At 37.7% G+C, this 22,866-nt stretch carries 17 protein-coding genes; 9 read left to right on the top strand and 8 right to left on the bottom strand.

Features of this window, described 5'->3' with window-relative positions; all coding sequences use genetic code 11:
* Positions 1 to 485 precede the first annotated feature (485 nt).
* Complete coding sequence (locus R2S10_RS08770; RefSeq protein ID WP_316840076.1) at positions 486 to 1,667, bottom strand: AIR synthase related protein; 1,182 nt, start codon at positions 1,665 to 1,667, stop codon at positions 486 to 488.
* Positions 1,668 to 1,784: 117 nt separating this feature from the next.
* On the bottom strand, positions 1,785 to 3,971 hold the full coding sequence (locus R2S10_RS08765) for a glutamine synthetase III (RefSeq protein ID WP_316840075.1): 2,187 nt from the start codon (positions 3,969 to 3,971) through the stop codon (positions 1,785 to 1,787).
* A gap of 261 nt (positions 3,972 to 4,232) precedes the next feature.
* On the opposite strand from R2S10_RS08765, the gene R2S10_RS08760 reads away from it, so the two are divergent.
* Positions 4,233 to 5,057 (top strand): TonB family protein, encoded by an 825-nt coding sequence (locus R2S10_RS08760; RefSeq protein WP_316840074.1) that lies wholly within the window; start codon positions 4,233 to 4,235, stop codon positions 5,055 to 5,057.
* A gap of 67 nt (positions 5,058 to 5,124) precedes the next feature.
* Here R2S10_RS08760 and R2S10_RS08755 read toward each other — a convergent pair whose 3' ends face one another.
* Together R2S10_RS08755 and R2S10_RS08750 are read right to left on the bottom strand one after the other, a co-directional pair.
* Positions 5,125 to 6,267 (bottom strand): PepSY-associated TM helix domain-containing protein, encoded by a 1,143-nt coding sequence (locus tag R2S10_RS08755; RefSeq protein WP_316840073.1) that lies wholly within the window; start codon positions 6,265 to 6,267, stop codon positions 5,125 to 5,127.
* Complete coding sequence (locus R2S10_RS08750) at positions 6,267 to 8,618, bottom strand: TonB-dependent receptor (RefSeq protein WP_316840072.1); 2,352 nt, start codon at positions 8,616 to 8,618, stop codon at positions 6,267 to 6,269. The genes R2S10_RS08755 and R2S10_RS08750 overlap by 1 nt, the downstream gene beginning before the upstream one ends.
* A 318-nt stretch (positions 8,619 to 8,936) precedes the next feature.
* On the opposite strand from R2S10_RS08750, the gene R2S10_RS08745 reads away from it, so the two are divergent.
* The 7 genes from R2S10_RS08745 to R2S10_RS08715 all read left to right on the top strand — a co-directional run bounded on the left by R2S10_RS08745 (position 8,937) and on the right by R2S10_RS08715 (position 17,900).
* Positions 8,937 to 9,527, top strand: a complete 591-nt coding sequence (locus R2S10_RS08745) for a hypothetical protein (protein ID WP_316840071.1) — start codon at positions 8,937 to 8,939, stop codon at positions 9,525 to 9,527.
* A 500-nt stretch (positions 9,528 to 10,027) separates the two neighbouring features.
* On the top strand, positions 10,028 to 14,110 hold the full coding sequence (locus tag R2S10_RS08740) for a hypothetical protein (RefSeq protein ID WP_316840070.1): 4,083 nt from the start codon (positions 10,028 to 10,030) through the stop codon (positions 14,108 to 14,110).
* 218 nt (positions 14,111 to 14,328) lie between these two features.
* Positions 14,329 to 15,210 (top strand): hypothetical protein, encoded by an 882-nt coding sequence (locus tag R2S10_RS08735; RefSeq protein WP_316840069.1) that lies wholly within the window; start codon positions 14,329 to 14,331, stop codon positions 15,208 to 15,210.
* A gap of 188 nt (positions 15,211 to 15,398) precedes the next feature.
* Complete coding sequence (locus R2S10_RS08730) at positions 15,399 to 16,043, top strand: TauD/TfdA family dioxygenase (RefSeq protein ID WP_316840068.1); 645 nt, start codon at positions 15,399 to 15,401, stop codon at positions 16,041 to 16,043.
* A complete protein-coding gene (locus R2S10_RS08725) occupies positions 16,040 to 16,996 on the top strand; it encodes a hypothetical protein (RefSeq protein WP_316840067.1) in 957 nt (318 codons plus the stop codon). Before R2S10_RS08730 ends, R2S10_RS08725 begins: the two co-directional genes overlap by 4 nt.
* A gap of 2 nt (positions 16,997 to 16,998) precedes the next feature.
* Positions 16,999 to 17,136: a hypothetical protein gene (locus R2S10_RS08720; RefSeq protein WP_316840066.1), complete on the top strand. Its 138-nt coding sequence runs from the start codon at positions 16,999 to 17,001 to the stop codon at positions 17,134 to 17,136.
* Between the two features lie 68 nt (positions 17,137 to 17,204).
* Positions 17,205 to 17,900, top strand: a complete 696-nt coding sequence (locus tag R2S10_RS08715; protein ID WP_316840065.1) for a hypothetical protein — start codon at positions 17,205 to 17,207, stop codon at positions 17,898 to 17,900.
* Between the two features lie 332 nt (positions 17,901 to 18,232).
* Here R2S10_RS08715 and R2S10_RS08710 read toward each other — a convergent pair whose 3' ends face one another.
* The 3 genes from R2S10_RS08710 to R2S10_RS08700 form a co-directional block, all read right to left on the bottom strand.
* A complete protein-coding gene (locus tag R2S10_RS08710) occupies positions 18,233 to 18,676 on the bottom strand; it encodes a hypothetical protein (RefSeq protein WP_316840064.1) in 444 nt (147 codons plus the stop codon).
* A gap of 20 nt (positions 18,677 to 18,696) precedes the next feature.
* Positions 18,697 to 19,446, bottom strand: coding sequence for a hypothetical protein (locus R2S10_RS08705; protein WP_316840063.1), 750 nt, complete (start codon positions 19,444 to 19,446; stop codon positions 18,697 to 18,699).
* A 64-nt stretch (positions 19,447 to 19,510) separates the two neighbouring features.
* Positions 19,511 to 20,251: a hypothetical protein gene (locus tag R2S10_RS08700; RefSeq protein WP_316840062.1), complete on the bottom strand. Its 741-nt coding sequence runs from the start codon at positions 20,249 to 20,251 to the stop codon at positions 19,511 to 19,513.
* 86 nt (positions 20,252 to 20,337) lie between these two features.
* Between R2S10_RS08700 and R2S10_RS08695 the strand changes: the two genes are divergently transcribed.
* Entirely contained in the window at positions 20,338 to 20,991 is a 654-nt protein-coding gene (locus R2S10_RS08695) for a hypothetical protein (RefSeq protein ID WP_316840061.1), read from the top strand.
* A gap of 8 nt (positions 20,992 to 20,999) precedes the next feature.
* Here the strand turns inward: R2S10_RS08695 and R2S10_RS08690 are convergent, their stop codons facing one another.
* On the bottom strand, positions 21,000 to 22,862 hold the full coding sequence (locus tag R2S10_RS08690) for a DUF4209 domain-containing protein (RefSeq protein ID WP_316840060.1): 1,863 nt from the start codon (positions 22,860 to 22,862) through the stop codon (positions 21,000 to 21,002).
* Positions 22,863 to 22,866 lie beyond the last annotated feature (4 nt).

Here is a 22,866-nt window from a genome sequence, read left to right as displayed (position 1 = left end):
TCGCAGGTAGTCAAAGAGGAACATCCTTTATTTTTTAAAAAAATACTATTACATCATAATTTTACAGCCGGTATGGTGTTTAAAAAACAGAAAGGGATCAGATGTTATGTCTGATCCCTTTTTTTTATACGCTAGTTTCGGGGTTTAAATGGTTTATCCTTAATAAGCCTGTTAAATATGTTGTTTGATAATCCTATGTTGCTTGATCAGCCTGTTTAGCAATCCTACTCTTTAACATTTTCCTTTAACCTCTCTCCCTATTTTATTTTCCGGTTGTCGAGTGCCGGGAAGAATAACCTATTTGCTGAAAAAAAGGAATACCTTCTCAGAAAAGGCATAGCAGGTTTTGCGCCCTTCAGCGCAAGGCTTGCAGCCTTTGAAGAGTGAGGTATTCTTTTTTACTTCTTTAACTTCCCAAAACAAGAAAACCGGCAATAAAATCACCGGTTTCCTTTTATAATCGCGCCTTTCAGCGAAAAATCTAATTAATTATATACAAACGTACCTTTGTCGCTTTCAATCGTTACTTGTTTCTTTTCAGAAGCTTCTACACGACCAATAATTTGCGCATCAATATTGAAGCTTTTAGAAATTGCAATGATGTCCTCAGCAATTGCTGCAGGAACATATAATTCCATTCTATGGCCCATATTGAATACTTTGTACATTTCTTTCCAATCAGTACCAGACTGCTCCTGAATCAATTGGAACAATGGAGGAACAGGGAACATATTGTCTTTAATGATATGAACATCATCATTTACAAAGTGAAGCACTTTAGTTTGCGCACCACCACTGCAATGTACCAGACCATGAATCTGATCTCTATGAGCATCTAATACTTGTTTAATTACCGGTGCATAAGTACGTGTCGGAGAAAGTACTAGTTTTCCAACTGTAATCTCAGTATCCTCATCAATCTTAATCGTATCCGTTAACTTTTTGCCACCAGAAAATACCAGGTCAAAAGGAACAGAAGGATCGAAACTTTCCGGGTAGCTTGTGGCTACCGACTTATCGAAAACATCATGTCTCGCAGAAGTAAGTCCATTAGAACCCATACCACCGTTATATTCTGTTTCGTAAGTAGCTTGTCCGGATGAAGAAAGACCAACAATTACATCGCCAGCCTGAATTTTATGGTTGCTGATGATCTTATCTCTTTCAATTCTGCAGGTCACGGTAGAATCTACAATGATGGTACGCACAAGGTCGCCCACATCAGCAGTTTCACCACCTGTAGAGTAAATTGAGATACCTAGTTCTCTAAGTTCTGCAAGGATTTCTTCCGTACCATTGATAATTGCAGCAATTACTTCTCCAGTGATCAGATTTTTATTACGTCCGATGGTAGAAGATAAAAGGATCTGGTCTGTAGCACCTACACAAATCAAATCGTCAATGTTCATGATGATGGCATCCTGAGCAATTCCTTTCCACACGGAAAGATCGCCTGTTTCTTTCCAGTATACGTAGGCGAGGGAAGATTTAGTTCCTGCACCATCTGCATGCATAATGTTGCAGAATGTATCGTCATTCCCTAAAATATCAGGTATGATTTTACAGAAGGCTTGCGGGAAAATACCTTTATCTATATTCTTGATGGCTTGGTGCACATCTTCTTTTGACGCAGAAACGCCACGTTGGTTGTACCTGTTATCACTCATGTTGTTGCAAAGATAGGGAAACGGCCGAATGTTGAGGCCTTAACTATAAAAAAATAACCCTTCAAAATTCATTGAAGGGTTATAAAACTAAAATTTAGTGGTTTATTAAGGTTTGGTTTATTTCAAAAACAATAATTCTCTGAATTTTGGAAGAGGCCATACGCTGTCATCAACGATTTGCTCCAGTTTGTCAGTGTGGTAACGGATGGTATCGAAGTATGATTTAACATTCTCATCGTAAGCGATTGCTTTATCACGGCTATCTTCAATTGCATTCGTTAGTTTACGTTCTTCCAACATCTTATCGATGTTTACTTTAAGACCGCTTAAATGCTCAGAAACTTTGTTGATAATGTTAACCGGAGTTTCTAATGCTTCTTTTGATAAACCAAGATCTTTAAGACCTTTAGCGTTTTCAATTAATACATTTTGGTAAGTGATGGTTGCAGGGATGATGATACTGTTTACCATTTCGCCCATTACTCTTGCTTCGATTTGAAGTTTCTTGAAATAGCTTTCTAATAAGATCTCATGACGAGCGTGTAATTCACGTTTGCTGAAGATGTTAGTATTAGCGAAAAGCTCAGTAGTTTTATCAGTTACATAAGCATCAAGCGCCTTAGGTGTAGTTTTGATGTTTGATAAACCACGTTTCGCAGCTTCATCTTCCCACTCCTGGCTGTAACCATTTCCTTCAAAACGGATGTCTTTTGATTCTTTAAGGTATTTTTTGATGATGGTTAATAAAGCCACATCTTTTTTCTCTCCTTTTTTGATCAACTTGTCAACTTCAACTTTGAATTTATTCAATTGATCAGCAACGATTGCATTTAATACCGTCATTGGTGCTGAAGAGTTCTCAGAAGAACCTACTGCTCTTAATTCAAATTTATTACCTGTGAAGGCGAAAGGAGAAGTACGGTTACGGTCGGTAGTATCAAAAGAGATCTGTGGGATCTTAGGAATACCTAACCATAATGAGTCTTCGCTTTTTACTTTTTTAATGATGCTTCTTGAAGATTCGATTTCATCTAACACATCGTTCAATTGAGAACCAAGGAAGATAGAAATGATGGCTGGTGGAGCTTCGTTAGCACCTAGACGGTGGTCATTGCTCACTGAAGCAATACTTGCTCTTAAAAGGTCTGCATGTTCGTGTACCGCTTTGATGGTGTTCACGAAGAACGTTAAGAACATTAAGTTGTTTTTAGGCGTTTTTCCCGGAGACAATAGGTTTTTACCAGTATCCGTAATTAATGACCAGTTGTTGTGCTTACCTGAACCATTGATACCTGCATATGGTTTTTCATGTAATAATACTTTGAAGTCATGTTTTACCGCAACTTTCTCCATTAAGTCCATCAACAATTGGTTGTGGTCAATGGCAAGGTTGATTTCTTCATAAATCGGCGCACACTCAAATTGAGATGGTGCAACCTCATTGTGACGGGTTTTCAAAGGAATACCTAATTTCAAAGCTTCGTTTTCAAAATCCACCATATACGTAAATACACGCTCAGGAATAGATCCGAAATAATGATCTTCTAATTGTTGTCCTTTTGCAGAGATATGTCCAAATAAAGCACGGCCTGTTAAAGCTAAATCCGGACGGGCATTATACAATGCACGGTCTACAAGGAAATATTCCTGCTCAATACCTAAAGAAGCGGTTACTTTAGTGATGCCTTTGTCAAAATACTGACAAACGTCAACTGCAGCTTTATCTAAAGCAGATAATGCTTTTAAAAGAGGGGCTTTATAATCAAGGGCTTCGCCTGTGTAAGCAATAAATACAGTAGGGACACAAAGTGTTTTACCTGCTTTGCTTTCCATAATGAATGCTGGAGAAGAAGGATCCCATGCAGTATATCCACGTGCTTCGAACGTGTTACGGATACCACCATTAGGGAAACTTGAAGCATCTGGCTCTTGTTGAATCAATGCACTTCCTGCAAATACTTCAATTGCACCATCTTTACTTGGCTCAAAGAAAGCATCATGTTTTTCTGCAGTAGAACCAGTTAATGGCTGAAACCAATGCGTATAGTGTGTTGCACCCTTAGACATTGCCCAGGTTTTCATTGCTGTAGCGATGTGGTTAGCATCTTCATGATTGATTAACTCACCCTGGTCAATTGATGAACTTAATTTTTCAAATACTTCTTTTGATAAGAAATCTTTCATTTTTTTCTTATCAAAAACATTCACTCCGAAAAACTCAGAAATCTTAGTCGAAGGCGACTTTACTTCTGGTGAAATTCTTGATTGTGCCTCTTTTAATGCAGTTGTCCTTAAGCTTTTCATTTATTTGTTTAAAATTTGGTCAAAAATATATTTTTTGTTTGGTATTTCTCTTGATTTGTTTGTAAAAATACGAATGTCGTTAGATAATCAAAGAAATATTTCTCGTTTTTTGGTGTTTTTGGAAAAATAGGTCCTAAAATGGTCTTATTGGGCTTTCTGTTTAGGGGTTTTCTGGTTTTTCGCTTAAACTAGTAAAAACAGGCTGTGATTATGGAATATCGGGAATAATTCCATCATTAACTAAAATAAACCCTTCGAATTATGCTAAACTCCTCTTCAAACCTGTACAAGTCCGAGTGGCTCGACCTTGTTTTTAAAAACAGAAACCAAAACTATGGTGCCTTTGTGTTGAGGGCGGAATCTTCAAAAATCCTTTTGCGTTCCCTGCTGATTGCAACGCCTGTATTCGTGATCCCCTTTTTATTAACGATGATCAATCGTCAGCCAGATGTAGAAAAAAGAACAGATGTGGTGTTCGAACTTCGTCCGCCTGCAGTAAATCAGCCGCCTAAAAAGCAGGAGGAAGCACCGAAGTTGGAACCTGTAAAAGAGAAGTTAAAGATGTATAAAGCTGTTTCCAGTCCGGTGGTAGTGGCAGAACCGGTAGCGGATCCACCTACTTTGGAAGAAATGGATCATGCGGTAGCCGGTCCGGTAACGCAGTCTGGCTTGGAAACCAATTTACAGGTGCTGCCAGAAACAGGAAAAGGTGGTAAAGGTACTGAGGGTACAGGTTCAGGTGGTACGGCAGAAATAGACAATCAAATATATAATGCATCAGGCGTGGAAGTCTATCCTGAATTTGAAGGAGGGATGAAAGCCTGGGCGAGGTACCTGCAAAGAAATCTGAGGTATCCTAATCAGGCGCAGGAAAATGAGGTGCAGGGAAGAGTATTGGTGAGTTTTGTGATCGAAAGAGATGGTTCCATTTCTGATGTAAAACTGATCAGTGGTATTGGTGCAGGCTGCGATGAAGAAGCCCTAAGGGTGATTCGTAAATCTCCCAATTGGAAGCCTGGCCGACAAAATGAGCAGACCGTAAGGGTAAGGTATACCATGCCATTGGCTTTTGCATTGGCGCAATAATAAGATGAATTTGATATTTATACTATATGTATTATATATACATATAGTATAAATACTAGTCCCTGGTTTATACTGCTGTCAGTTTGCCTTCATAATTTTGGGGAGTATAAACGCTTTTTTTCGACTTCTTCTTTTTCTTTTTTTTCAACCAAATGATAAAACCAGTGATTGGTAGGCTTGCAGAAATCAAGCTGGCTATGGTGGCTACAATTTTACCGAATAGACCAAAAAACTGTCCGGTGTGTACATCATAGATACTGGCTTCAATTACATCAGCGCGATTAAAATCTTTATAAAGTTTAGAGCGGATGAGCTGCCCATTCTCTGAGTTGTAAAAAAACGTGTTCCGTTTCCTTGCCCATTCTGCAGGGTAATTTAAGCGGAGTCTGATGTTCCCATCTTTACGTATCGATAAACTGGTTAGGTTGGCACCAGGAAATTGAACCATTGCTTTCTGGTACATGTGTTCATATCGTGCTGAAGTTGTGCTTGCCGTGTCAGGCATTATGCCTGGAGCCGCTTTTTTTCCTTCAGTTAATTTAGATCCGCTAAAAAAGCTAAAGACAGTTTTTATTTCTTTAAAGCCAAAATAGAGTCCGGTTAAAGAGATGACCAACAAAATGCCTGAAGCATAAAAACCAAGGACATTGTGCAGATCGTAATTCACACGTTTGGTAGAACCCTTCCATTTAATAGTTAGGGCTTGTTTCAATAATCTCATTTGGCCCGGGAACCATAAGATTAAACCGGTAATCAGCATGATCACAAAAACCACTACCGACCAGCGGATGATAAATTTACCTTGATCTCCCAGTAGGAGGGAAGTATGGATTTCTTCCACGGTATCCAGGAAGTCTAGCTTAGACTTTTTTACCAGTTGACCATTGTATGGATTCAAATAATAAACCAGGTGTTTGTTGGTATTAAAAGCAACAGTGGCATTTTGTGCGGTATGACGAATGGTGATGCTGCTGATCTTTTGATCAGGAGCCATCTTTTCAAAACTCCGCAATAATAAACCTAAACTGGCTTGTGGCGCTTGTTGGACAGGGACAAAAGCATAGTCTTTATCCAGGTATCCCCGAATTTCCTTTTCGAAAACATAGATGCATCCGGTGAGGCTAATGATCAATACAATAATACCAGTTAAAAGGCCCAGCCATAAATGGCTAAACCTCATTACCTGCTTAAATTTTTTATTGATTTTCATTAGTAAGTATAAGTTAGGGCAAGATTAAACCTACGACCGTTTCCTCGGGCATAAATGTTGTTATTTCCGTAGAACTGAGAAATACTTGGGTAATAGGCTTTATTGAATAGATTTTCCAATCCCAGGCTTATTTTTAAAGCTTTCGATGCTTGATAAGCAGAGGCCAGGTTAAACAGGCTGTAAGCTTTTACAGGTCCTTCTCCGATGGAATATCTGTTGGTTTTAGGGTTAACTTCAAAGCGATCTCTACTGCCAATGTTCATCCAGTTTAAGTCCAGCATTAGATTTTTTATGCCGGTATACCTTAGGTAAACTGTAGCTTTTGAAGGCGGGATACGGGTAGTATTTAAGTATACATCTGTTTCACCATCATATTTGCCATCATCATCTACATCACCTTTTCCTTCTACATAAGCATAATTACCACCTATTAGTAGTTTATCCATCAAAGGATAATCTGCTTGAACCTCAAATCCTGAAACCCTTTCTGGTATCCTTTGTGAAATGTAAACACCATCAACTTCTAATAGGTTTGCACCTAGTTTAGAGGTACTGATATAGTATGCTGCGCTCACATTTAAATCACCAATTCTACTGCTAAAACCAGCTTCGTAATTGTTTACGATAATCGGTTTGGTTTGTAATTGTGATAAGGTATTGCTTTTAGCGGAACGCAATACTCTACCCAATTCAAATACAGAAAAAGATTGTGCGTAACTGATAAAAGGATTGAATAGTTTATGAGCTGAATATCTGGCACCCAAGTTAAATACCAATGCATTGTAGTTTAAGTTTCCACCTTTAACAGCGATACTTCCAGCATTATTGGCGCCGGTAGCAATGGTGTTAAAATCATCAACATCAATATTGATGTTCTCTACCCTCAATCCACCTTTAATCGTTAGGTCGTTTAAAATGGTGGTGGTTGCCTGTAAATAAGGGGCAAAGTTAACCATGTTCATTTTTGGTACCCAAACTCTACCGTCAACCAGGTCTTGTGAGGTTTGGTCATTCATTAAATCTATTCCATAATTAAGTTGTGCATATACGCTTTTTGAAACGGAGAATGGGGTGTTGAAATTTACCCTTGCACCCTTTTTAGTAGATTTAATGGCAGATTGGCCGCCTTCATAAAATGAAGCTACATTGGAATATATGGTGTAAAAATCCTGTAAATAAACGTTGGCTTGAAAGTCAGTCTGACCAAATATTTGGCGATGGCTGTACTGAAGATTTGCATTGTGATTGTAGCGTGTACCTTCATCTGCACCTGTTCTTGTTCCTTTAACTCCAATTGCAGGCTCTTTTCCATAGATACCGTCTTTCAAGACGTAGTCAGAATGTTGTCTGGAACTGAAATAATTGTACATTAATTCCAGTCTTTGTTTTGAAGAGAAGTCATAGCCAATTTTAGCAAAAGCATTGTAGGTTTTTGTTTCACCCAAACCGTAATCCGGGGAAATGACAAGGCCCTTAGCATCTTTGAAGACTCCTGTTTTTTCATAAGAACCGCTGGCAACATAATCAACTTTTCCGCTTTTTCCATATAATTGTTGTACTACGCGGTAGCCAAGTGTACTGTCTCCCTTAGTATTGCCTGTCATACCCATTTGAGTATAGCCACCAAGGATTTTGTTGGTTGGTGCTTTTTTGGTGATGTAATTGATTAAACCACCTTCTGCACCATTGCCATAAATCGCAGTTGCGCCTTTAATAACTTCAATTCTTTCTATTACTGAAGGATCTATGCTACGGATGTCGCGTCCACCTGCTCTAAGCGGGGTAGATTGTGGGATGCCATCAATTAATACCAAAACCGTTCTTCCGCGTAGTGTTTGACCTGAGTTTCCGGTTTGGTTGGTCGCTGCACCTAGTCCGGGAACACTATAAGCTAGTATGGTGGCTAAATTCGGGCTGATAATTGATAAGGAACTGATCTCTTTAGCGGTAAGAACGGTAACTGACGAAGGGGTTTGTGCCAATGATTCTGCTTTTCTACTCGCTGAAACAATGACCTCCTTCAAATCCGAATGTTTATCTTTTAATATGAAATCCAATTTTAAGGTGTCATTTTCAATCACAGAGATCTGAGTTTCATTGGTTTCAAATCCGGTCATTGAGATGCGGAGTTGATACGTTCCTGCAGGAATGCCCTTTAATTGAAATTCACCATTTTTATTTGAAGTAGTTTTTAGGTTGAGCTTTTTTAATTGTACCGTAGCATAGCTGATCTTTTGATGTAGACTGTCCGTTACTTTTCCAATCAGTATGCTTTTTGGCTGCTGAGCTTGGGTTAAGATTGGGAAGAGCAATAGGGTTATAGGTAAAAGGAGTAAAAGTCTAAGCTTCATGGAGTTTGTATTTTCGGCAAATATATAATTATTTAGACTAATTATAGATAGAGCTATTGAATCTTTCTTTTTCCTTCTTGGTTTCTCTAAAATGGGGTATTTATCAATTTCTTAGACCGATCTGGGATGATGTATTTTGAAATAGATAATTAACAATTGGGATCAGGAATGTCTGATATTTTTTAGGAGGTGAAATTTCTGTTCAGTGAGGATATTGTATTCATTTCGATCATTTTTGGGTTAAAAGTGTTATTGGGGCAGTTTTTATTGTTTTTTTTAATGGAAGCCTATAGATTAGTCCAGTTTATATAGGGGACAATGAAAATACTTTTTTTATGCATTTGCATGATGGTCATCCATTTTGCCAAATCGCAATCTATTCAACGCCTGGAAGAGGTGTTGCCTGAGGATACGCTAAGGGAGGGTCAGGGGATTATCTACGGGAAGTTTTTACAAAGGATTGGTTTCAGCGGATTGGGCTTTCCTCAGGATATCCAAATAGAATGTCTGGAAACGAGAAAGAAGTTCTCTTTTAGGGTGAAGGATGCCTTTAAAATTAAGAAATCACGGGCTTTCCTTTATCATGTCCCCGTTGGGAATTATAAGATCCTGAATTATTGCTGGACACAAAGTAAGCTGTTGGGGAGTGTGGTTTATACTGAGCCAATATATAAGGGCTGTAATGCTTTCGAGATTTATAAAAGTAGCAAGGCTGGTGATTTCTTTAAGAAGCAGTTACAGCACTTTACTTTTTTTGTAAGCGGGGGGACCTTGAACTATTTGGGGACCTGGCGTTTTGATCAATCAATTGTTTCTTTTGAGGAAGATAGGGAAGGATTAGAGAATCGGTTGAGTGGAAGGTACCGTCGCCTTAATTTTATAGCAGCAAGAGTAGCATTACCAAAATGATGATCAGGGTTGCATTTCCAGATCAAAAGATTTGTATAAAAAAAAAGCAGCCTTTTCAGACTGCTTTTCAAAACTGGGGTCCCTTATGGTACTGATTAATTCTCGGTTTATTGCTGATTTGAAGCGGTTGGCCGATTTGAAAAGAAAAATGGATGAGTTTGACGAGCTTGGAAAAGGGCTAAAACTAGCGAATTCTCGTCCACGAAAATGATATTGTATCCCGCTAAATTTCATCACTACTAGAGGTGTATTAATATCTCTAGTAGTGATGTTTAGTTCGCTTTTATTACCAGTAGTGATAAATATCTAAGTTGATTCACGACGAACTTAGAATTCCACTTTCCTCGTCCTTATAGCTTTTGAAATTTTGGTAATAGCCGGTAATGGCGTTGATGACTCCCTAATTTTACAACGTTCATAGTCCCATTCATAAAACTGTATGGTTTTTACTGAAAGTTAATGATTTCGGCTAACTTCACGGTCAGCCAAAACCTTCAACTATGGACACTCAACAACTGATTAACGATTTTTATCTCAAGCCCTACATTCAAAAATTTGATAGCCTTAGAGGCCTCCTCAACCCTGATCCAAAGATGCATCTATATTCGCATCAAGTTAACCAAAACTTGGATTTTGAGGAACTTAACCAATTGAAGTTGGGTCTTATCGTAGGCGAACCCGGATGCGGAAAAAGTCAGATGATGCAAAAGCTTAAAGAACATAAGGGCCAAGACGCAATTATCATTGACTGTAAAATACTTGCTAACTCTACGTTATCAGCTATAGCTAATCTGGATCATGCGACTCATATTTATTTTGATGGTCTGGATGAGGTAGCTCCCAGGGATTTCGGTCTTATTTTACAGTCTATTGCAGATTTTTCAGAACAACATAGCCACTGCCACTGTTTTGTATCATGTCGTATCCATTATTTAGAGCGTTACTTTGAGTTCGTCAGCAAACTAAAAGATGCTTTCTACATACTCGTACGGCCATTTGAAGATCATCAAATCCGTGCCTACCTTGATGAGTTCATCAGTGATCACGATCTGATCAGTAAAATACTACAAAACTCTAAAGCTGTCAACTCACAAAAATCAGTACTAACGATCCCCCGATACCTGAGTGCCTTTGTCCTTTTCATAATGCAATCAAAAAAAACAGCTTCAGAAATAGAAAAAATGAAGCGTACAGAAATCTTCGAAGAGGTTATCTATTACAAACTACACAATGACATAAAAACGCAGCGGCCAGTATCTATGCTTAGTGAGAACAGTAATCCAAACTCGGAGACACAAGTTGCTTCTTTGATTGAACAGGTCATAAACCGGCTTTCAGAAAAAAAAGTTCAATACAACGAAAAATTTATTACCAAACGAGTACTGGAAAAACTAGCCTTCATCATGGAAGTCTATCAGCGAAATAGGATCAGTCATGAAGAACTAGTAACGTTTCTCGATGAAACTAAATCAAACATTAACCTCATCTTCCTTAATCATAGCAGTCTGGACACATTTATAGAGCGGACTTTAAAAACAGTCGACTTTGGTTTCATTGAATTTGAAAACACCGAGTTCCAGGAATATCTGGCTGCCAAAGAAATGGCAAGACTAGCCAACAGCGAACAGGCACTTTATGATCTTATCCTGCAACCTGACCTAAACCTTATTTATCTCAGCTGGTATGATGTTTTACAATACGCAATAGAGTTAAATACTTCTCCGGTCATCTCGGCATTGAAAAACTACCTGAATTTATATTCAGCCCGCCCACTGGATATACGATTGATAGATCTCCTAACCAGCTCTGAAGTAGCGCAGGCGGAAACTGGATTGCAAACTCAGCTCTTTCAAGTCTTGTTTAACTACTATCAGTCAAGTGGTACGTATATCTATCAAAAATATGATACCATAGCCCAACTGTACCAACCGGCGAATAACGAACTCATTATTCTAAAGGAACTGCAAAGCAAAAATCAAAAAGAGCTCATTCAATTTATTAATCGAGCCTTACTGGTCGGAAGCGTAAGTAAAGTAGCTAACCTCGATTTCCAGTTAACAGAAATCTGGAAAAGCTATCTGATTAAATTACTAAAAGACAAGGGGTTTAGTGGTTACGCAGAGACTTTATTTTGGGTCTTAAATGCCTTATGCGCGGAAAAAGAATTAGTTGAGATGTATCAAGAAATTCAATCCAGACCTTCTGAATTCGTAGAGATATATGCAAAATCACTTGCCAATACCTGTGCCAATCAAGGAGGAGACATACTTATCGATCTCCTTCAAAATTATCCGTTAACTGCGGGAAAGGATATATTGTTAGAGCACATTACAGATCCAGTTGTCTTGCACAAAGTATTAGATGCCATAGCCACCGATGAAGCTATGATTGTAAGCTTATTTGCTGATGACAACAGCCACACTTTATTCTATACATTGTTTGATCGAATCAAAGAGATCAATGATGTTCAGTTGGACAAGAAAATAGAAGACCTGTTCTTCAAATGCTGCGCTGCTCCTCGTCTTTATAGCAGAAGTGGTGCAAGTAAATATTTCCTGGAAAGAACTTTAGGATATCTGTTGGAAAAAGATGAGCAGTTTTTAAGTAAATTCATGAGGGTACCTGACTTCGATGAAGTTCAGCACAATTTTGCAGAAGAAATCAGCAAAAGGCTGACTAAAGATCAATTTAAGCGAATCCTTGATGAATTTCAAACCGGAAGTTTTTATTTTTACGGGGTTCGGAACATCGTACATTACCTGACCCATAGTGCCAATCCTGACCGTATCAACCTTACCGAGGACCTGAAAGCCGCACATCCAGATCATTTCAACCAAGATGAAAAAAGCAAAGAAGCGCGCAGAAAGCAACTGGAGCACCAAAAACTACAAATTAAACAACAATTCACCTCTTTAACCTGCCCTGGACAACCTATATTTGATAAAGAGTTACTGAAATTTTATTATAGCAACCGGGAAACCCTTGATGAAATCATCACACTTGATCAAAAAGAATATCTCAAAAAGATCGTTACTGATCACATCAACCTGATTGACCCTGACCAATACATCATCAAGCTGACTGTCAGCGCAGGCGGCAAAGCGTTTGATATCAACAGTGACATTTGGTTTAACTTTGCGTTATATTTCCGTTTGGCTCAGCATCTAGGTCTAACTTCGATCCTAGAAAAAAATCGCCATAAAATTTTAAAGTATGTACCTCTGATGAATCAATACTTGGTTAACGAGCACAGTATTGTTGAAGAGATTATGGATTTTTTAGGTACAATCACCGAGAAAGAAATCAATGATTTATTAGATTTTTGTATTTCCCGCAAAGACGATTATCTGTTTTCTTCCGCGCGGAGCTTTGCGAATCTGATCGGCCAGTTTAAACTTAAATCCTTCAAACCAGTGCTAAAACTCATAATCCATTCCCCGAGCTGCGATGTTTCAGACAAGCAAGAAGCCTTGTACACTTTCGGTAAAATGGCTGAACCTGAAGATCAGTCGTTTCTCCAGGATATCTTCAACCAAAACCTAAATATATTTCCGACACTTGCCGAGGCAGCAAATGAAGCACTGATCATCCAATTTGAAGACAGAAATGCCATCGATTGGAGGATAAGTCAAATGAAGCAAATGCAAATTGATCTGAATGGCCAGGCCAGCCAGGGGGAACATGAATTCTTTATGGGGCGTTATCTGGAACAGCGGACGCTTGGCAGTTGTTTCTGCGATTTCGACCTACCAAAATTCGATGCAGAAATTGAAGACCTGTTCCGCTTCGCTTTATCTAACCGTAAAACAGGTATTACTGATAAGAACAGCGACTATCTTTATCTAATCATCTCCAGTTATTTTAAACGTTACATATCCCTGCCAGGCCTCAGCCTATTGAGAAGAATCATTGAAGAGCCAGTAAATCAGTTAGTTGGGAGTACATTTCAACTATATCTCCTAGAGCTAGAATATGAGTACGTTGGTAACTATCAGCAATTCAAGAATATCAGTGAAGCCATCAAACAATATAATCAAATTAAAGCGAAGTCGTATTTGCCAGTTTACAATGATGCCGATCTCCAGCTCATCGTCTCTCAAAGTTTTGATGGCCTTAAAGACTTTGTGACCTACGAAGGCTATGGGCGAAATGCACAACAGCTTTCAGGAAAGAAAATCGGCAAAAGTAAATTATTCAATGAAGACATTTTACAAAAAACATTCAAGCTTTTTCTGGAAAAACATCTATTGAGCAGAGGCATCCGTCAAACCGATATTTACCGAGAAGTGCAGCTCTACGATGACAAAAGGCTGGACATCTTAATTAAATATGGGTTCATCGGGCCAATAATGGCCGAATTGAAATTGCTCAGCAATGACGAAATTACTGACGACGCGAAAAGAACCGCTTACAAGCCAAAACTTATTCAATACATGAAAGCCACCAACAGCAAATACGGATTTTACCTCATCTTTAAAACCGCGGATGATCCCAATGGCAAGCACATGGCAAGCTATACAAAGCTAGTCAGCGAATATGCCGACATACCCGGATTGGAATTCAAGCTCATTGACTGCACATAGGGCAATTCCCAGTTTATTGCTGATTTGAAATGGTTGGCTGATTTAAAAGAAAATGGATGAGTTTGATGAGCTTGGAAAACGGCTAAAATTAGAAAATTCTCGTCCACGAAAATGATATTTTATCTCTTTAAATTACATCACTACTAGAAATGAGATAACGTCTCTAGTAGTGATGAATGATTTCTTTTTATCCATACAATTGTCTTAATATAGTTTTGGTGGGTAATGTTGATATTTATTTACTGAACTTTACCAGCAAGCAAACTTTTATGTACAACAGATATCTAGACGAAGATTATTTAACTCCAGCAGGCACTCTCGTTGAGATATTAGCACACCCTTTGTACCAAAATTCTGAGAGCATTGAACTGGCGATGTTCTACGAACATCGGTATGCATTCTTCTTTTGGCTAAAATGGACGCGCAAATTAAGGGAAGAAAAACACACACTTTCTCCACCGGCTCTGATATCATTAGATTGGCATCAGGATCTATGTTATCCGGAAGATAAAACAGCTCTAGCTGCACTTGATCAAAGTAACAATAAAGAAATCGCCACATATTCTTGGCTTGGACTGAACCCCAATAATGACGGACAAATTATGTCTGCGGCCTACTTGAATGCAGTTGGCAATATATATGTTTTATGTAGACAAGGTACTTTTTCATCTGATTGGGAAGATGAATACTTAACAGATGTCGCGGGAAATGTGCATACTGTCAGAAAATACAAAACCTATGCGAACTTGCTTCAAGACTTAAAAAGCTCTGATGAAACGGCTATTTATTTCGATATCGATCTTGACTTTTTTACGATTGATAATCCATATAACGACAGCAGTGATGAGTTTACATTTTTAAGCACTGAAGAAATAAAAGAAATCTTATCCCCGGAAAGCGAACTTATGACGTGGATTTTTGAACGGTTGTGTGGTTTCACTATCGCCGTGGAACCCGAACATACGGGAGGATTAAGTATTGCGAATAAATACCTTGATTTAATTAACGATATCTTGTTCAGTCCACCCTTATTTACAAATTATGGAGATCAGTGGACAAAAGGTACTCAATGGCGACATCTAAGTAATCATAAATTCTAGCATGGAAAATCTATTTCAAGAGCTATATTTATCTTCCTATAAAAAGAAACTTGAAGGGACTAAGTATTATTTGGCTTCAGTAAAACCAGTTAGCGGGGGTGAATGTATTCCTGAAAACATAATGTTTTCAGGAATTTTAATTTTGTTTCATTAGTATAAAACGGCTATATTTAAGTTATATGCTCCAAATGCTTGAAGAACTAAAGTTTAACGGATGGTGTGAAATTTCCTCAGACTCTAGCACAGATAAGCAATTACTTGATTTAGCTAGCCAGATAGGTAGAATTTACGCGCATCCAAATGGAAATTTAATCGATCAAATAATACCAAAAACCAAAAGTCAATCGACAAAAAACACTTTCAGTTATAACTATCAGCTTGAGGCATTTCCTTTTCATACTGATACTGCTTTTTGGAATTTACCCGCAAGATTTGTTTTACTAAGCAACGCAACATCAAGCAATGTAGCGACGACAATTATCCATATAAATCAATTGTTGGCATCGCTGACTGATAAAGAGAAAAATGTAATGAGCAATGCGATCTTTTTATTGAAGACACCAACGGCTAATTTCTACACAAAGCTTTTAAATAAAGTCAATAACAAACCTTTTTTTAGGTTTGACCCAAACTGTATGAAGGCCATGAACAAAGACGCTATGGCTGCAACAGAAATTATTAAGTTTAAGCTCGAAGCAATTTCAGTAAATCGGATAACTTGGGAACGCCAAAAAATCTTAATTTTTGACAATTGGAATACCCTTCATGCAAGAGAAATAATTGGTTGTGATAGAAAAAGAATGTTAAAACGTATATATATTAATGAAATATGAGCTGGGAAAGAGAACCACTATTTTTAAAATCCAAACTGTTTTTCGAGAAAGCGTTTGAAGAAGACAAAACTAGTCCATTTTTTGGATTATGGTGCGCAATGGGTCTTGAATTATTGATAAGATCTGCTGTCGCAAAAATAAGCCCCATGTTACTTGCAGACCCAGATCCTACACATCAAAATTTGCTTCATGCACTTAATTACGGATCTGCAACTAGCAAAAAGAAGTCGTTAATTACAATCCACGTTTTAGGATTATGCAAAACATTAATACCAGATTTTACAGATGATCAATCTAAGATAGCATCATCAATTATTAATCAGAGAAACGAGGAACTGCATTCTGGAACAGCTGCATTCGAGGCGTATCCTACTTCTCAATGGATAGGTGGCTTTTATAAATGTTGCAAAATATTGAGCGAATTTCAAGGTGAAAGTTTAACATCACTTTTCGGTGAAGAAGTTGAGGAGGAAGCCACAGTTATCTTAACTGAACTACAGCAAGAAGTAGTTAGCAAAACCAAAGGTCTAATCGCCGCTTATAAAAAGGTTTTCGAAGAAAAAACACCAGAAGAACAAAGATCTTTGAAAGAAGAAGCAGAGAAAAATAGTGAAAAGCTTGCCTATCGTGGTCATCATAGAGTTGAATGCCCTTCATGTGGAAGTTTAGCTACAGTTTATGGGGAGCCATTTGGAAAAGAAAATGTGCATATTGGCGATGGTGAAATAACAACAAAGCAATCCATACTACCTACTAAATTTCATTGTATTGCCTGTGACTTGAAGCTGAATGGATATAGTGCATTAAATTCAGCAAATCTTGCTAGTCACTATACCAGAAGAATAACAATTAGTCCTGAAGAGTATTTTGATATGATAGATCCGGACGATCAAGATGCAATTTCAGCTAAATTTAGAGAGTTTCAGGGATATGACGAATACAACAATGACTAAGAATGGGAAAAAACTTCTTATTGATATTGGTAGATATAAAAGCTTACCTGGACTACCGTCATCTTTTTATCTTTATTTATGACAAAGCTGATCATGTTTCCAATAAGCGTGCCTTTGGTGCTGATCTGGAGAAACAATAACTGTCGATTTGGCAATTTCAACAGTTATTGTTCCTGAGTAAATTACCAAAGAAAACGTCCCTGAAGCGATGATAGAAAAAAAACATCTTGATACCAGTTATTTAATAAGTAAGACAACAAACATTTTCGATATTGAAGATGAGGCTTGTGCTGATTATGTAGCTCGCTTTAAAAGTTCAAAAAAATTTATAGCAGCTTTCAGGAAGTCTTATGATTTTTTATTGGCCTATCATGGAACAAACATCGATGAAAATGAAGCTTTAGTAATCAAGTCGCATGGTTTGAAAATAGCGTCGATTGAAATGCTCACATCTAAGGCAGGTATGCGGTTTATTAAAGAAACAGATGATGAGATGCTGAAAGAGAAGATCCTCAACAGTATTAGTGAATTTTATAGCACCAAAGATCACATAACTGTTGGGGAAATCAACTTTACACTAGATAAAGACCCTTTGCAAGGTGAAGCCTATCAATACTTACTATTTGGCCCCGAATCTATGCTACCACTTGCTGATTCGCTGAATAAGGATTTCAATATCAACTTTAGGCGACGTATGGCGGATTTTGGCATTCCAACAATCGTCAAAGTTCATGTTCCTTTAACAGACATAAAGAATTGTTGGTTAGAAGGTATATTTGAGTACATCAATCACGGCTGGGTCGAATCCTGTGTCGTAATTAGAGCCAATGTTCCGCCAGTAAATGTCTTGGCACTTGAGCGTGTAGAAAGGCCATGCGACAAGTATGGCTTCCTAGGGATATGACAAGTGATAAGTTTTTTCTTTGCTACCGGCATTTCCCAAATAATGGATTTGTTACCGGACTTTTCCAGTACCATTTTTTCAATTTCTGGCTATTAAAATCATAGGAAATACAGGTGAGGTCTATTTCATTTGAGTTGTAAGGTAAAAGCCAACTTTTCTGCACCTGCATTATGAGGTAAGCTATTTCAAAATATCATCGCACTCCACTCATTTCCACCGTGACATCTTATCTACCAGAAAAAACAAACAGTTACAAGTAAAAAAAATGGGACAAGGTCTTATTTAAAGAGCTTGTCCCGTTTAGGTCGTTGATGATACTGATCGACCAATATTTATTTACTTAGACAGTTAAAATGCGCTCTCGACAACCATATATTGCTCTCTAATTGGACGTAATCTGCATCTTCCTTTATGAAGTAATACCAGTAAAATTTTCCTTTACCTTGATTTTGTGCAGCCATAACATTATGCAATATAGATTTAGACACAATTACCGGAGTACTTCCATCAGCATAGATAAATTCCGTAACATCAAGTTGATCAACTAAAACCTCCTTGAAAGGATTTACGGATTGATCCTTGTTTGAAATCTTAAAAGTATATTTTTCCAGTTCTCCCTTGCTATATCGTTGTACATCAGCATTGATCAAAAATGAAATAGCCGGACTGTATTTAGCTACCTTCTCACTGTTGATTGCAATCCATTCCTTTTTATAATCATCGTCACTCCAGTACCATTCCGGATTTCTTACAGAGATATTAATTTGTATTTCCATGATAATGCGCTATGTATTTATTAAACCCTTCCGTGGTCACTCAAATATTTAATTGTATTGGAGAGTTTTTCCTGAACACTTTCATGTGTGGCATCCTTATTATACTGAGAAAAGTTATCTACTATTCCCTTTGACACATTCTTAAAAAACTCGTCGTTAATACCAGTCACTAGTTTGAGGGCATATTCCTCATAAGGTATGTCAAATGGTGGCTTATAAGGCACTTTATAACGCTGAGCAAAAGGCTTAAGAACATGGTCAATATCAATCTCATCATTTTTGAATTTATCAATGATTTCCTCACCAATTACGGTTCCAGCCCATTGTTGCTGTTCTGCTTGAAGATGCGCCTTTACAAGGCCTTTTCCGAAAACCGAATTAATGTTATAACTACCACCAACATTATTTTTATAGTTAAAAGCTACTGACTCAAGTTCATCTAGAACAATCATACCCCTAATCGGGAATGTCATTGTTACAGAGCGATGGTTGAACCGATATGCCGCTTCAAGTAGTTCCATAAAAGAATCAAGGCTATCATCATTTGTCCAGATTACAATTGTGTCAGAAAAATTTATCGCATTTAAAGTAGACTTGCTAAGATCAGCTACATATCCTCCGTGTTTACCCAGTCTATGTTTACCTTGTGCTATGCCATCTTCAATATCCCTAAAGTTATTGTTCATGATTTCTATCTGAAAATTTAGATCATTTTTTTCAATAAAATCCTTAAATCCTAGATAGTCAAAGTATGCTATAAATTTTTTCATTCTGTATCCATTAGCCATAAAGCTATAGAATATTTGTGGCAATTAAAAAGTAGTAAGCTGTTTCCTAGGCCTTAAATTTTTCTGCATAGAGCAGTGTATTCGCCAATTTTAACGGTGCCGTTCCTCCCATTCCCTTTTTATCACGTTTAAATATATTGTCCAAATCTCTGCACAGATTTTTAAATGCCACGTCATTTAAAGAGCTTGAAACAAGCCTTAAAGCATACTCTTCAATTTGATCAGCAGGGGGAGTCTTATATGGCACCATATATTTAATAGCGATCGGAGCTAAAACTGAACTATCACCATTGCTTACTATAAAATCTTCAAGAGACTTATCCATAACAGTACCTGCCCACATCTGGTTTTCGCATTTCAGATGTGCATTGATTAATCCTTTACCATACATAGTATTGACGTTGTACATCCCACCAGCCAAGGTATTGTGCGCTCCTTTTATGATCTCTATTTCTTCGTAGACTAACGCTCCGCGTACCGGGAACTGGTATGTATTCATCTCCTTGTTAAACTTGTAACAGACATCCATAAACTCTGTTAAGCTGGCCTGGGAATCATCTATTGTCCAGAACATGATCGTATCGGAAATGTTCAAACATTGGATTCTGGAGTTTTTCAAATCTGCTGCATAAGTACTATCAGAGACATCCTCACGCTCTCCACGGCCAAGTGCACTTTCGATAGTTTGGAGAACATGTCGCAATCTTCGTCTTACCTCGGCAGTATCATTGTTTAAAATGAATTCCTTATAGCCAAGTAGATCAAAATATCCAATAAAACGCTTCATATTTGGGGGAGTAGAATACAAATGTAACAAATCATTCACCATAATTATTTATTGCCTATATTCATTATCATTAAAAAAAATAAAAAATGGCATCCAAAAAAAACATGCTTAAGGAGGATATTGAAACCTGTTGGAAGATATTAATTATCACAAAGGAAGTGCTAAAATTCTGGGCATCCTTCGAGAAGCCAAGCACTCAATTGGAACGATTCTATTTGTCAAGGGACAAACATTTGACTTTCCTAGGCTTGTCATTATGGCGACTGTTAATTATTGAGTTAAGTAAACTTTTTAGCGATTCGGGCAATCAAAACTATAACCTCCTAAAACTACTCAGAAAGCTAAGCAAAGCGGGAGATTACAGGTCACTTCAATTTGAGGAAAAAATACTAAACAGTTTACAAGGAAAAACGAATCATCTACAAACTGCTATCAATGAGATAACAAGACTTCGTAACGGCTTTTACGCACATGCAGACAGCGACCCATTTGGAAAAATTAAAACTACTCTTACTACCGGAGATTGCGAAAAACTAATTGATCTAGCGGAGGAAATCATCAGAACCGTAGCAGGCAGACTTACAGAGATTGACTATATCGTTTATCCACTTTATTATAACAGTAAAAATTTTGACCTCATATATAACCTTGCCTACTATGAACAGGAAGAATATCAGAAAATCGCCGATCAGCAAGGCATGAGCTTTAAAGACCTAGTTGGACATGATCCCTTGAGTTAATAACTTAGCTATCTTTCCTCCGTCACATCATATTTGGCCAACCTGATCAAAGCTGCCAATAAAAGGTGTATTTTGTCCAAATTATAATCCAGGAAATTATAGAAACAATGTGCCACATTATTCCTTAAATTCATACCGCCCTCATTAGCAAACATATATTTAAAAAACTGGATATCCTCGGCATCAAAATATTCCCGAATAATATCGTTGTCCAGAATATGGTTGACATAAGCTTCTTGAGTCCCCTTCTTTCCACCAACAGTCGTAGAAACATTCAGGCGTTCCGCAAAATTCCTGAATAACCCCTCCATCTTCAATGTCAAGCTGTCGATGCAAAGAATAAAATTAGGCTGATAAGAATTATTCTGGCTCAATACCCAGCTTTGAACCTGCATAAAATAATCACAAATAGCAGGACTGATCAAGCTCAGCCAATTTATGTCTATTCGATCACCACCAAGATCTGCCTTAATATAAGGTTTGCCCAACCAGGTGTTTTCGGCAAGAAAGGCAATAAAATTCTTAAATGTTAGGTGTCCTGATTTTATTCCAGGAATGAAAGTCATATGGAGATATTGTAGCGTAATGTTGTACAGATAGCTCTGGTATGCTTCATGAAATTGCTTATTTTTACTTACATCATTTTGCTCATTGCTTACATTTTTATTCCTATCAAATTGGATTACCGTAAAAAAATCAAAACTTGATTTAACCTTTGCAGTCTGTTTTTCGATCGTATTTTTTGAAGGGAAAAACCACCCCTCGATCAAATGGGCATATATCTCTTCGGGCGGTTGCTTTAGCAGCTCCTCACATTCCTTCTTGATATATTCATGAGCCACCTGCAAGGCGGCGATCTCTTCTTCGCTTTTCTTGAGGCGAACTTTGCTGAGCTGTACTTTGGGTTTTAATTCGAATATCCTTTGTTCAATGATTTTCTTTTGGTCTGTATTGCCTGCAGCCCGATAAGCGTCTATCGCCGAGGCATAAGATTTAAGTTTGAGCCACATGCGATCTGGCTTTACCTCTCGCTCTGCAACCTCGACATGCATATCGCCCAGGATGTTGTGCCATCTATTGATATCACTTCCCGTTTTACGAGCGACCTGAATTGCAGTGTCGATATAGTAATGTATCCATAAAAAGCTATCCTTATCATCTTTTTCGTTTAAAGCCTGCTGAAAAATGTTTAGTGTATTTTCAAAATCGATAGGTTTAAAAATGCTGCTTCTTTCCAGCATATGTTTCATAAGGGAGTTCTTTACATAAAACGGAACACTTTTCATATCAAAGAGAATCTTGGCAATGAGCATTTTAGTCTTTTCGATATGAACTTTTACCTCGCCAACCAGTTCTATAAGATTCTCTAATTTATTGGAAGCTTGCAGGTTGCTTTCTCCATCTCCATCCTGATCAAAAAGATTAAAGAATGCTGGAATAACTTCTAAATAAGCATCAACCGCGGATATCGCGTATTCTTTGTTTTTAACTCCTTTGGGCGATTTCCATAACAGATGGTTATACCGAGCAATCAATAATGGATTTTTAGCTTCCTTTGCCCTTTTCTTTAAATAATCAAACCCTTCAATCTGAAAATTATCCAGTTCAGGAAACTGCTTTATCTGCCCTATATCCTTTCCGGTAGAGTAGGAATATGAAAATACATCGTTTCCGCGTATGGTAAAAAGAAAACATTCAAGCTCCCACTGCGCAAATTGCTTTTCTTTATCAACTGCAGTTTGATTTCTATACTTGACCAGGATATCAGTTATATCCCAATTACGGGTCAACAATAAGGCACTTTCTTCAAGAATCAGGTAAAGTTCATCCATAGTGTGGATGTCTGTCATATCAATATTGGAAGATCTCATGATT

The organism is Pedobacter gandavensis, from assembly GCF_032678745.1.
In the GTDB taxonomy this organism is placed as follows: Bacteria; Bacteroidota; Bacteroidia; order Sphingobacteriales; family Sphingobacteriaceae; genus Pedobacter; species Pedobacter gandavensis_C.
The sequence above is the reverse complement of the archived record's forward strand: the minus strand, read 5'-3'. Positions and strand labels throughout refer to the sequence as shown.

Excerpts from the sequence above, each read along its gene's own strand:
- R2S10_RS08745 (WP_316840071.1), top strand. The coding sequence starts at position 8,937 with ATGAAAATACTTTTTTTATGCATTTGCATGATGGTCATCCATTTTGCC.
- R2S10_RS08710 (WP_316840064.1), bottom strand. The coding sequence starts at position 18,676 with ATGGAAATACAAATTAATATCTCTGTAAGAAATCCGGAATGGTACTGG.
- R2S10_RS08695 (WP_316840061.1), top strand. The coding sequence starts at position 20,338 with ATGGCATCCAAAAAAAACATGCTTAAGGAGGATATTGAAACCTGTTGG.
- R2S10_RS08765 (WP_316840075.1), bottom strand. The coding sequence starts at position 3,971 with ATGAAAAGCTTAAGGACAACTGCATTAAAAGAGGCACAATCAAGAATT.
- R2S10_RS08770 (WP_316840076.1), bottom strand. The coding sequence starts at position 1,667 with ATGAGTGATAACAGGTACAACCAACGTGGCGTTTCTGCGTCAAAAGAA.
- R2S10_RS08730 (WP_316840068.1), top strand. The coding sequence starts at position 15,399 with ATGCTTGAAGAACTAAAGTTTAACGGATGGTGTGAAATTTCCTCAGAC.
- R2S10_RS08740 (WP_316840070.1), top strand. The coding sequence starts at position 10,028 with ATGGACACTCAACAACTGATTAACGATTTTTATCTCAAGCCCTACATT.
- R2S10_RS08720 (WP_316840066.1), top strand. The coding sequence starts at position 16,999 with ATGGGAAAAAACTTCTTATTGATATTGGTAGATATAAAAGCTTACCTG.
- R2S10_RS08760 (WP_316840074.1), top strand. The coding sequence starts at position 4,233 with ATGCTAAACTCCTCTTCAAACCTGTACAAGTCCGAGTGGCTCGACCTT.
- R2S10_RS08725 (WP_316840067.1), top strand. The coding sequence starts at position 16,040 with ATGAGCTGGGAAAGAGAACCACTATTTTTAAAATCCAAACTGTTTTTC.
- R2S10_RS08715 (WP_316840065.1), top strand. The coding sequence starts at position 17,205 with ATGATAGAAAAAAAACATCTTGATACCAGTTATTTAATAAGTAAGACA.
- R2S10_RS08755 (WP_316840073.1), bottom strand. The coding sequence starts at position 6,267 with ATGAAAATCAATAAAAAATTTAAGCAGGTAATGAGGTTTAGCCATTTA.
- R2S10_RS08750 (WP_316840072.1), bottom strand. The coding sequence starts at position 8,618 with ATGAAGCTTAGACTTTTACTCCTTTTACCTATAACCCTATTGCTCTTC.
- R2S10_RS08705 (WP_316840063.1), bottom strand. The coding sequence starts at position 19,446 with ATGAAAAAATTTATAGCATACTTTGACTATCTAGGATTTAAGGATTTT.
- R2S10_RS08690 (WP_316840060.1), bottom strand. The coding sequence starts at position 22,862 with ATGAGATCTTCCAATATTGATATGACAGACATCCACACTATGGATGAA.
- R2S10_RS08700 (WP_316840062.1), bottom strand. The coding sequence starts at position 20,251 with ATGAAGCGTTTTATTGGATATTTTGATCTACTTGGCTATAAGGAATTC.